Source organism: Streptococcus bovismuti, assembly GCF_042436615.2.
GTDB lineage: Bacteria > Bacillota > Bacilli > Lactobacillales > Streptococcaceae > Streptococcus.
On record NZ_JBHMFR020000001.1, the window covers coordinates 456,145 to 469,679 of the forward strand.

Sequence of the window (13,535 nt, forward strand, 5' to 3'; positions counted from 1 at the left end):
TCTGATTGCAAGTCAGCATCTAATGAGAATCAAAATGATTATTCTTCATCTTCTCTTTTCTTACGAGCAATCAATCCAAATCCACTTAGGGCTCCTAGAAGTCCAAGTGCTGCAAGGCTAGCATGATCTTCTGTACCTGTATTTGGAAGTTCACGTTGACCATCCATGTATTGAGGTGTAGAAGGCGCTGCTGGTTGAGCTGGAGTTGCTGGAGTACCATTATTATTTCCGTTGTTATCTCCATTATCTGCAGGTGTTACAGGTTGTGGAGTTTCTGGTTCTGGTTTTGGCTCAGGTTTTGGTTCCGGCTTAGGCTCTGGTTTAGGAGTCGGAGCTGGAGTTGGACCTGGGTATGGAGTTGGATTTGGTGTAGGATCCTTAGGAATGTAGTTGATTGGTGTATCTTGCGTTGGATCACCAGGTACCTCTGGTACTTCGTATCCTTTCGTTGGATCGTTTGGATCAACTGGTTTCAATGGTTGACCTTCTGGGTCTACAGGGATAAATCCTGGTACATAAGGTACTTTAGGTTTATCACTTCCTGGTTTTGTTGGATCTTTCGGATCGTTTGGATATGGAATTGGATTTGTTGGTGTTCCTGGGATGTTTGGTACCCATGATCCTAACTTATCGTAAACAACTGTTTCGTTGATATCCTTGATTGTATCAGGTGTTACTTTAACATCTTTAGTTGATGATTCTAGATCACCATCTTTAGCGATGTAGCCTTTCACAACTGGTACTGGGTATCCGTTGAAGATATCATCGTTACGATCTGTTGTCCATTCTCCATATGTGATTTCTCCTGTTACTAAGTTAACTTTAGCATCACGAGTAAATTTGATTGTTTCAACACGAGTTTCAGTTACTTCTTTTCCGTTACGATCCACATATTTGATAGTACGTGTTGCTGATTTTTCAGTTACAAGATCTTTCACAGTATTTGGCCATACTGGGCTGTTTGGATCGTTAGGGAATACTGGTTTACCTGGTTCTGGTGTAGATGGTGTTACAGGTGTTCCATCTGGATTCTTCGGTAAGTTTGGATCAGTTGGATCTACTGGTTTACCTGGTGTAACTGGAATAATTCTTTCAGCTACTGTTACAGTGAAGATTTGATCTACAGATTTATCTTTATCAAATACTCTGTCTGTATCTTTAGATGGGAACTCATTCTTAACGACTCTATATCCAGCTTTTTCAAGTCTTTCAATAGTCTTAGTCACTTCATCAACTTTCGACTTGTTGAAGTTAGATCCTGAATCACCTTCGTCTACTACTGGAGTTGATACAACTTTACCTTTTTCATCTACGAAGTTTGTGATAGCTTTTTGTTTATCAGTTACGTAAGTGATTGGCGTATCAGTTCCTGGATCTGTTGGTACTGGTGGTACTTCATATCCTTTAGATGGATCTTTCGGATCAACTGGTGTTAATGGAACTAGTGGGTTATCCGGACTAATTGGTTTAGTTGGATCTTTTGGTACCACTGGTGTAGTTCCTGGCACGTAAGGAACGATTGGTCTATCGTTTCCTGGTTTCGTTGGATCTGTTGGATCATTTGGATACGTAACCGGAGGAACTGGTGTAGAACCTTCTGGTACTTTTGGAATCCATGAACCAAGTTTAGTGTAAACTACTTCGATATTTTCATCTTTAGAGTCTGCAGTTAATCCTGTTGTAGCTGCTACTTCTTTTTGTTTCGCATCTTTCAGGATGTAGCCTTTAACGACTGGTGATTCAACTTTATCGAATGTTGTATCTCCATCTTTAGCTGTCCAGTTACCGTAAGTGATTTCACCTGTTACTGAATTGATCTTAGCTTCACGATTGAATGTAACTTTATCAGTTACTTTCTTAGCTACTTCCTCACCTTTTTCGTTAACATACTTAATTGTACGGTTCACGTGGCGAGTTGTATCAATCTTCTTAATTAGATCTTCAGTCCATTTTGGTCCATCAGGGTTGTTTGGATCGATTGGTTCTCCTGGTTTTGGTTTGTTTGGATCATTTGGATTTTCTGGATCTACTGGTTTGACTGGCTCAACGTGTGGTTTAACCGTTACTACAAAGCTTTGATCTACTTTTGTATCTTTATCGTAGTTCTTATCTGTAGCTGTTGTGAATCCATCACTTACTAGGTCATATCCTAGAGCTTTCAATTCAGCAAGTTTAGATACTGTTGAGTACTCGATTGGTTCTCCAGATTTACCTTCTAGGTTATCTGTATGAAGTACTGTTCCTGTTCCTTCTACCACATAAGTTACTGTCGCTTTTTGAGTATCTTTCTCATAAGTGATTTCAGTATCTTCTGTTGGGTTTTCAGGTGTTGGTGGAACATATCCTTTACTTGGATCGTTTGGATCTACTGGTTTCAGTGGGTTTCCATTTGGATCTTTTGGAGTTGTTCCTGGAACGTAAGGAACGATTGGTCTATCGTTTCCTGGTTTAGTTGGATCGTTCGGATCATTTGGATATGGAAGTGGATCAATTGGTGTTTCACCTTCTGGTACTTTCGGTACCCATGAACCAAGTTTAGTGTAAACTACTTCGATGTTTTCATCTTTAGAGTCTGCAGTTAATCCTGTTGTAGCTGCTACTTCTTTTTGTTTGGCATCTTTCAGGATGTATCCGTTAACGACTGGTGATTCAACTTTATCGAATGTTGTATCTCCATCTTTAGCTGTCCAGTTACCGTAAGTAATTACACCTGTTACTGAATTGATCTTAGCTTCACGATTGAATGTAACTTTATCAGTTACTTTCTTAGCTACTTCCTCACCTTTTTCGTTAACATACTTAATTGTACGGTTCACGTGGCGAGTTGTATCAATCTTCTTGATTAGATCTTCAGTCCATTTTGGTCCATCAGGGTTCTTAGGATCGATTGGATCACCCGGTTTTGGTTTATTTGGATCATTTGGATTTTCTGGATCTACTGGTTTGATTGGCTCAACGTGTGGTGTAACTGTAACTACGAAGCTTTGATCTACTTTCGTATCTTTATCGTAGTTCTTATCTGTAGCTGTTGTGAATCCGTCAGTTACTAGGTCATATCCTAGAGCTTTCAATTCAGCAAGTTTAGCTACTGTAGAGTACTCGATTGGTTCTCCAGATTTACCTTCTAGGTTATCTGTGTGAAGTACTGTTCCAGTTCCTTCTACCACATAAGTTACTGTCGCTTTTTGAGTATCTTTCTCATAAGTGATTTCAGTATCTTCTGTTGGGTTTTCAGGTGTTGGTGGAACATATCCTTTACTTGGATCGTTTGGATCTACTGGTTTCAGTGGGTTTCCATTTGGATCTTTTGGCGTTGTTCCTGGAACATGAGGAATCACTATTGTTGGTGTTCCTGGTTTTGTTGGATCTGTTGGATCGTTTGGATATTGAGGTTTCTCAAGTTTTGGAACTTCAAATCCTTCTGGTACTTTTGGTACGTATTTTCCAAGTGGTGAGTACACTACGTTTACTACTGAGTCGGCTGCATCGTGAGCTACGTTATCTACTTTTTCAGCTGCTTTAATATCTGCAACATATCTTTCGATTACTGGAGATACCACTTCAGCTAATGTTTGTGGTTTTGTCCAATCAGAAGTATAAGTGATTTCACCTGTTACTTTGTTTAGGTCACCTTTACGAGAATAACGAAGTTTTTGTTCTACAGTTGGACGAGCTTCTTGACCACGTTTAGCTTCTTCTACTTTATCAGTATTAGCGTATCTGTAGTTGATTGTACGATTTACTTCATCTAGTAATCCTAGTTGTTCAAATGTACGTTGTTTTGGATCTCCAGGTACTTTGTCTCCTGGTTTTGGAGTAACATTAGGATTGTTTGGATCTAGCGGTTTATCTGGATCGATTGGAGTGATTCCTTCTTTAACGATTACGTAGTAAACTTGGCTAATTCCATCATTACCTTTGTCATCTTTATCATCAAATGTACGATTCGATTCAGCGTAGAATGCTACACGTTCTGTAGTGTAGACTGGATCAGTTGGAGCGATTACTTCGTAACCTTTAGCCTCTAATTCAGCTTTAACACTGTCAACATTTGTTGTCTTGATAGCTTTACCTGTATCTCCTGCTTCTGCAACTGATACATGAACGGCAGTTCCATCCTCTTTAATGAAGTGAACTAGAGCAACTTGAGAACCATCTTTCACATACGTGATTGTAGTGTTTTGAGTTGGGTCTTCTGGTACTTTCGGAACTTCATATCCTTTCGTTGGATCGTTAGGATCTTTCGGTGTTAATGGTTTACCGTCTGGTCCTACAGGTGTTGTTCCAGGGATGTATGGTACTACTGGAGTTTCAGTAGGTGTTCCTGGTTTTGTAGGATCTTCATTAGTTGGAGTTTCATATGGTTTTGGTGTTAGGTCAGTTCCTGCTGGAGGTGTTACTCCTTCTGGAATGACCGGTACATATGAACCAAGTTTACGGTAGATAATTGTTTCTTCACTATCTTTATCCGTAGCTTGAACATTTTCACGAGCTGTAGAAGTCGCAGCTGAAGCTACATATCCAGGTTTGTTTGGTGTTGTTATAGCATCGATTGTTGTGTCATCGCCTTTAGCTTTCCAGTCAGAGAAGTTAGAAACTGCTCCAGTTACTGGATCTAGGTCAGCAGTACGTGTAAATGTTAATGTTTGTACATTATCAGGGATACCCGCATCTGATCCATCAGCTAGTTTGTAGTGAACTGTGTGAGTTACTTCTTCGATTAATCCTAATTCTTTGTAAGTACGTCCCTTCGGATCATTTGGTACTTTATCTTCAGGTTTCGGAGTAACATCTGGTGTGTTTGGATCAACTGGTTTGCTTGGATCAACATTCGTTGGTTTTGTAGTATAGATTACTGTTTCATTGATATCTTCAGCAGTTGCTGTTACTTCTGATGCTGGTACAGTCTCTTTATCTGGAGTGAAGTTTGTAACTTTTGGTGAAGTTACAGCTTCAAATGTTTGAGCTGGTGACCAGTCTCCGAATGTAATCTTACCAGTTACTGGGTTGATTGTCGCTGAACGTTTGAACTCTTTAGTTTCTTGAACTGAATCAGCAGCTTTTGATCCATCTGCATAAACATACTTGATTGTACGTTTAACTTCTTCTTTACGTCCGTCTTCTAACTCTTTGATTAACTCTGGAGTCCATTTTGGTCCTGTTGGATTATTTGGATCGATTGGTTGATCGTTCGTTGGAGTTGGATCATTTGGATTTACAGTAATTGGCTTAGCAGTTACTAGGACTTTGTATACTTGGTTAGTCTTAGAATCTGCATCGAATGTACCATCTGTTGGGTAGTTGTTTTCTACAACTGTGTAACCTTTAGCTTTAAGCGCCTCAATTGTTGCTGTTACATCAGCAGCTTTAGTAAATGCTTTTCCTGTATCACCAGTATCTACTACTGATTCTGCTACTGCACCTTTTTCAGTCTTATCCGTTTCACTATTTACTTCAATGAAGTGAACAACAGCTACTTGTGATCCATCTTTAACATAGGTAATTGTAGTGTTTTCTGTTGGATCTGTTGGTAAGCCTGGTACTTCATATCCTTTAGTTGGATCGTTAGGATCTTTCGGTGTTAATGGTTTTCCATTTGGTCCTACTGGTGTTGTTCCAGGAATGTACGGTACTACTGGAGTTTCAGTAGGTGTTCCTGGTTTTGTAGGATCTGCTGGAGTTGCATTTGGATATGGTTTTGGATTTAAGTCAGCATCTGCAGGAGGTGTGATACCTTCTGGTACTACTGGTACATATGAACCAAGTTTACGGTAGATAATTGTTTCTTCACTATCTTTATCCGTAGCTGCTACATTTGTACGTTCTGTAGATGTTTTCGCTGAAGCTACATATCCATCTTTATTTGGTGTTGTTACAGCATCGATTGTTGTGTCTCCACCTTTAGCTTTCCATGTACCGTAGTTAGAGATTGCTCCAGTTACTGGATCCACCTCTGCAGTACGTGTAAATGTTAATGTTTGTACATTATCAGCGATACCTGCATCTGAACCGTCTTCAAGTTTGTAGTGTACTGTGTGTGTTACTTCTTCAACTAAACCTAGTTCTCTGTATGTACGTCCTTTTGGATCGTTAGGAACTACATCATCAGGTTGTGGAGTAACATTTGGATTTGTTGGATCTGTTGGTTTGTTAGGGTCTACAGTTGTTGGTTTTGTAGAGTAGATTACTGTCTCTTCAAAGTCTTTATCTGTAGCCGCTACAGTTTTTGCTGGCACATCCGCAACTGCTGGTGTTACACCTGCAACTGCCGCAGTGTATTTCTCAAGTGTTGGAGAAGTTACTGCCTCGAATGTTTGATCAGCTGACCAATCTCCGTATGTGATTTCTCCTGTCGCTACATTAATCTTACCAGAACGTGTGAACTTAAGTGTTTTGACTTTCTTATCAGCTACACTTGTTAAATCAGACTCTGCTACTGGAGTACCATCTTCGTATACATACTTAATTGTACGTGTTACTTCTTCTTGTACTTTTACTGCGTTGATTAATGCTTCAGTCCATTTTGGTCCGTCTGGATTATTTGGATCGATTGGCGTTACACCTGGAGTTGGTTTTGGATTGTCGTCACTTGATGGTTTAGTTGGATCAAATGATGGAACATCTACTACTTTAGCCTTGAATTTCACCACATATTCTTGATCAACTGCAGCATCTTTATCGAATTTATCTGTTGATTTGAATCCATTATCGACAAGTTCGTAACCTTTCTTAACTAGCTCAGCAATCTTATCAGTTACTGAAGTTGCTGTTGTAGCTGGGTAATCTGCTTCAGATTTACCTGTTACTGCGATTGGATCTGCAAGACCTGGAGTAATGACTTTATCAGTATTAGTAGGATCTACTTCTACAAATTTAACCACAGCTTTTTGGTCTACTGGAGTATAAAGAACTGTAATCTTGTAGTCATCTGCTTCTGCATCGATTGCTGCTGTTGCTTCAACAGTAGCGTTATCTGGAACATAACCAGTTACTTCTGGAGAATTAACAAGGTTGAATTTATCATCTTTAGCTTTTTCTGCATCAGATAGGGTAATTGCATCGTTAGATGTTCCACCTACTGGAGTCCATGGTCCAAATGTAACGATTGATTTTTGAACATCTGTTGCATCTGCTGCAATTGCTTTGTTTGTGATGTGATCGAAGTAAACTGTACGAGCTTTGTATTCTTCAGGAGAATCATATCCGCTCTTATCTAATACTGCTTTATAAGTAGCGTATTCTGTTGGATATTCTTTAGCTGCTAATGTGTAGTCAATTGTACGATCACGTTCAAAGTGAAGTGTTTCAGTTACTGTCGGTGCAGCCGTTGTTCCACGTTTATCTGCTGGTACATCATCTGTACTTGCATATTTGTACTCGATTGTACGTGTTACTTCTTGGGTATCTTTAATTTTACGAGTAACTTTTTTGTGACGTAGGTAAACGTTAAATGCTTGATCTACTTCTTTATCATCATCAAACTTACGTCCACCCTCAATAGCTGTACCTTGAGTGTTATTTGTATAGTCATCTGTGACTAATTCATAACCAAGATCTTCATATTTCTTGATTGTTTCAGCTGTTGTATAAGGGATCGCAGTATGAGATTTACCTTGAAGCGTTGTAACACCATAAGTTGTTTTCGCATCTGCACCTGTTGCAGGAGCTGGATTAGCATTTTGCACTTCAAGAATACGGTCATCACCTGTAGCATCCAAGTCGATGTAGGTTACTTTAGCTTTTTGAGTATCAGCTTTGTAAACAACATACATATCAAAGTCATCTTTATCGTCTGAACGAACTTCTGAAACTAATGGTTCATATGCTCCAACGTCTTTCGTATTATCTGCAACTGGAGTATATAATCCTACAGGTTGTTTTCCATTGTGGATGTGTCCCATCTTACCATCAGTACCAGGACTTGTGAAGTCAGCTGTTACTACTTCAGCAGTATATCCTTTTACTGTTGGTGAGATAATTTCTTTAAATTTAGAGTTTTCATCACTTGAAGCTGTCCATTTACCGATGATAATTGAACCTTGGTTGAACTTAGTACCTGCTGGAATTGTATCCCCAACATTGTAAACATGACCTGTTGCATCTGTAACTTGGTTTGTCGTAACCATCTCTTTATCTGTCGCACCTGCTTCAGAGAAGATCTTGTAATCACGAGTATAGTCAATCGTTTGTGTACGAGTAACTGGCGTATTATCGATTGCTACGATTGGATCGTTATCTTTATAAGAATCTTGACTTGCAGGATTGTCATCAGCATTCTCATATACATAATGAATGGTACGAGTAATAGATGCTTTTGACTGTGGTTTAACGATTGGAATGTATTTCGCTTTACCATAGTCTGTACCATATTTACTTGTTACAGGGTCTCCTGCTACTTTATCGTTATAGTCGATATCAGGCTGTTGTTTTGTTACACCTGTACCCGTACCTACGAACTTAGGATGTGGAGTGAATGTAATTTCTCCACTATCTTGATTCAATGTGTAAGTACCTTCATTTTCAATAACGATTTCTGTGTCAGTTACTTTAGTATAACGACGTGGAACACTTGTCACTTCTCCAGTCTCAGGATCAATATGAACAGCATTTGGAAGTTTAGATCCCATTAAGTTCTCATACGTAGTTGCTTCACGAGAACCTTTTGGAACAATATCATTATTTGCATTGTAAGTAGTTCCGTTTAGCGTAATACTCTCACCTTTTGGAACAAGTTGATCTACCGAAGTCTCTTTCCCTAAAACAGAGAATTTATCAGCTGTTACTTTTGGAATAGTATCACCATTTTGATATGTTTTCTTCCATGTAGTTATTTGAGCTCCTCCAGCTATCTTAAGTGGAGTAACAAGTTGATCACCTCTTTGAACTTTACCTCCTACTGGAATAACAACATTTGCTCCATTTCTTAAAACTGTTGTCGGCTCTGTAACTGTAGGTTCTGCACCTTCTAAAATTGCCCCTGCAGGTACTGACCCAGTACCATAACGAACATTGCTTACAAGTACATCTCCTGTTCCATTAACTGTCACAGCTTCAGTTTCAGCGATTCTTGTATTCGCTGGAATTTTATCAGCTGGTTTGAATGTTGCTGTTTTCCCATTAGGTAATGTTACTACTGTTTCTTTGTCTACTTTAGTATCTTCAGTATATACTTTTCCAGGAATTTCTTTTTGTAAAGCTAGTGTTGGCTTTTTAGTTTTATCTAAAATTACAAAATTCGCAGTATACTTCACATCTTCAATTTTATCATTTGTTACTGTTTCAACAGTTGCATAAGCTGGAATTGTTGGATTAGATTTTTGCTCGGCACCTTGTACGTTTTCTGTTATTGTATCTTCACCTACTGGACGAACGTCAATAACAGTTGGAATATAGCTTGTATCCATAGATCTGTAGCCATTATTTCCATTGTTAGTGTTTTCTAATACTTTATCTTTTTCTGCTAGTGTAGTAGATGTCTTAGAAGTTTCAATAGTATCGTTAGTCGCTTCCCAACCGGTTGAACTATTGTTATCATCCCATGCACGAACTGCGATACCTTTTGCTGTACCTACATATGCATCTACAGGTTTGAAAGTTAATGTAGTTTCGTATAGACCGTTACCAATAGAAACATTCTTACCGTTACTTGCTGGGTTTACTTTATATGTACCTACTTCATTTCCTGCAGTATCATATTCAGTATATGTGTCAAGTAAGTATTCTGTTTTGTTATTCAATGGATTTGTAATTTTTAGACCTTTACCAAGAACTTTATTGTTCTTATCCTTAACGGTTACATACTCTCCAGTGAATACTGTTGCACCATTACGTTCAACGAAAACTTTGCCATCATCACCTTTACGATAGTTTGATGGTAATTCGCTATCTGTTGGTGTGTATGCTTCTTCTGACGCCACTTGTTTATCTGTTAAAACAATTTTCGGTGGTAAGCTTTCATTTTCAATTTGAGCCCATTGTTTATATTTGGAATCTTTGTTTTTACCACTAGCTGTAAACATCGCATTTGTTGGTAACTTAACAGTTTGCTCACGCCCTTGGAAGTCTTTTGTTTCATGTTTAGTACCGCGTGGCATGTGGATCACATGAGTTTCGAAGTCTTCTACTTCCCCTGATGATGCTACACCTGTTGGTTCTAGAATTTCATCTTTAGTTAATGAAATACGTAAACGTACTCCTAAGCTATCTGCTGAAGTATCTAATAGTTGAGGTGTATTTTTAAATTTAATATTGTATGTTCCGTTTTTGTTAACTTCTACAATTTCTGAAGATTCATTAAGATCGAACTTCCCATTGTTGTTAAAGTCTACCCAACCACGAACATAGGCTTTGTCATTATTGACACCAAGATTAGCACGAACTCCTTCAAGAACATATTCATTTCCTTGTGCTTGGCGGAGTTTATACTCAGTTGCTACCGCTGGATCAAGAAGTTGGCTTTCTCCTTCATCTCCAAGTGTGCCTTCACCTAATGCACCAGTTGTATGGTTATAAACACCACGAATCGGCAGTTTAGTTGACGGATTAACCATCTCAATGACATCACCTTGGTTTAATAACACACGTGTGTTATCTGATTTCTCAATAACAGCATTACCATTCGGTAATAATAAATATTTACCTGTTACACCTTTATCTGTTGTTACAACAGTTTTACCTGACTCTAATGGTGTTTCTTTATATTTCTCAGACGTGATTAAGTCGTCAAGAACCCATCCTCCAGAAGGGTCTGTTTTTGTTGAGCGGAAATCTGGATCCCCTTTAACATTACCTAGATATGGTTGAGTCGCAGTTACTTGTGTTTTAACACCATCTTTAACAACTTCTTTATTAAAGTCACCAATGATATGTTGAGCTGACCCATAGGATTGCGGAGCATCTCCACCATCATAAATCATGAAACCAATTGTACCAGCTTGCGCACCTGCAGAGTTTAAATACATTGATAATGTTTTAACGTTTTGAGATAGAGCAATTGGTAATGAGTTTTTAGAACCCATTGAAGTATAGTTGGCCCCAAATGTATTAGTTCCATATGCTGTAGGGTTCCCTTTTTCATCAGTATTAACCCAATCTTTCGGATTATATCCCGCTTCTGCAAGACGTCCATCAGCATTAACATCACTTGGTCTACTTGGATAAACACCTTGAGCTGTTTTATCATCTATATCTTTTTGAAGATTTAACGCCATGAATTGTTCCCATTTCGTTCCATCTGTCTCGAATTGAACAATTTCAGTACGTCCAGCTTCTTCTGCATCCGCAGCAATTACGTTAACATCTACGATACGCCCGTTATAAGTTGCAGAAAGTGCAAATGTTACCCCAACGTTTGATTCATCACGAGACGATGTAAATGAAGTAAGCATTTCACTTCCATCTGGATTTGTTGTTGGAAGCCCAGCTTTTCTTAAGTATGACCATTGAGTATCTTGAGCTGTTATAAGTACATCCGCTTTTCTTTCGTTACCAATTTTTTTATAAAGATTAGCTGATCCTGATGGTACAGCCTTACCATTCACATTAATATAAGTGAACCCAGTTTCTGACAATTTCGTTGCAGATAACTTTTGAGTTTCAATAGCGTCATTATAAGCTTTTACCGCCGCATGGTAAGCAGCTGCTTTTGAATAGTACTCATCTGTATTAGCGAAAGTTTCAGTTGGATATTCTGGTATCGTTAATGCTACACCATTTACTGATACTGTTGGGTTATTAGCCAACGTTTTTTTGTTTTTAGTAGCATTTTCTTTGAATCTTTTGTCTTCAGCTTGTGCTTTTGCTAATTGTTTTTCAGAACCCCAATCACCATAATCACGAACCGCATTCACAGGTCCTGCTGGTGTTTTATTTGGATCAGCCTCTACATTTTTCGAACCTAATTTTATAACTGTAGCTGTTAAAGTATAGCCTTCAACCTTTGTTTTAACATTGAACTTCATACCTTCTTGTAAAGCTTCGTAAAGTTCATGATCGTTTTGAGCTCCACCCGTGTAGTATAAATGTTCAACATATTTCGCAGTTCCTGAATTTAAGAATTTATCATCAGTTGTTAAACCTTTTGAACCATCAGCATAGGTAACATCACGAACCATTGTGATTTTACCTTCAACTCTGTCACCATTTGGATATGTGATAGTTTTAGTAATTGGTTGCGCTAATTTTCTTGCAGGCCCTACTACAGTACCATTAGAGTATGTAATTGATGCTGCTGCAAAGTCGAACCAGTTAATGTTATTTTTAAGTTGCTCTAAGTTTTTTGTACCTGCAGTACCAACAACAGTATCTCCAGAAGGAATATTAGTTTTAACACCATTTATTGTAACAGTAGCTCCACCTGCAGTACCGTTTCCTTTATTAACCACTTCAATCATAGAAGGATCCGTGATGCTTGGGTTGGCATTCATGATTTCACGTTTAACCGCAGCTATCTCTTCTTCGGTTAATTCATTAATATTTTTTACTGGAGTCTTAGTTGTAGGAGCTACGATTGCTGTATTGGTAGTAGTTTCACCTGCCAACACCGCTTCAACTTTACCTACGTGTCCTGCACGTTTCATCTCAGCATAAACTGCTTCGATAGCTGATGAGATACGTTGAAGTTGAGCATCCAATTCTTCCTTAGTGATCTCGCCAGCGGCAAGAGCTTTCTTAGAAGCTTCGATTTGAACTTTAGCTGCAGCTACTGCAGTTGCGATTGCTTCTTTTCCAGCTTTATCTTCTGCTTTTTTATCCGCAAAGTTTGAGGCAGTTGTGTTCAATACTTCTGCTTCAGATGTCAACTGTTCAAGGACAGTTTTAGTAGCAGTAATTGGATTTTCTGCTTTCTTTTCGTCCTTTTTATCAGATTTTTCATCAACTGCTTTATCAGCTTTTTTGTCTGTTGAAGGAGCAGTTAGTGTTGCTTTTTCTTTATCAGCTGCTTCTGTTTTTTCAGTTGTAGCTGTTTCAGCTACTTTTTCATCTTTCTTAGATGCTTCAGCAGCTAATTTTGCAACTTCCTCATCACTCAAAGTTGGCTTTTCTACTACAGCCGCTTCTGTCGTAGCAGAAAGAGCTGGTGTCGTCACATTTGCGACGTTCTCACTTGCCTTATCATCTTTTGGAGCAGATGCAACAGCTTCTGTTTTATTTTCAGTAGCTGCTTCTTCTGCCTTGGCAGTCGTTTGGGCAGCACCCAAAATCAAGGCTGTCCCCAACAACACACTCGCAGCACCAAAATGGTACTTACGAATAGAGAAACGTTGGCTCAGGCCATACCAATCAAAAGATTTATTTTTTTGTCTTTTTGATTTATACATAATGTTCACTTTCCTTTTTTAATTATGTAAGTAGAAATTACAATTACATACGATATATTATACCATGCAATCGTCTTCATTTCAACGAATTTGAACATTTTCTATATCATTTGATAATTGAATTTTCTTTCGTTTTTAAAAATTAAACTGTTGTAATATATAATGGTAAATATCGTTCTACAGAAAGATTAATCTTGGCTTTTCGCTATTTTTTTG

General features: G+C 38.4%; 1 protein-coding gene. It reads right to left on the reverse strand.

The window, feature by feature from the left end; all coding sequences use genetic code 11:
• Positions 1-38: 38 nt before the first annotated feature.
• On the reverse strand, positions 39-13,319 hold the full coding sequence (locus ACERDH_RS02260) for a mucin-binding protein (protein WP_415741904.1): 13,281 nt from the start codon (positions 13,317-13,319) through the stop codon (positions 39-41).
• Between the last annotated feature and the right edge of the window lie 216 nt (positions 13,320-13,535).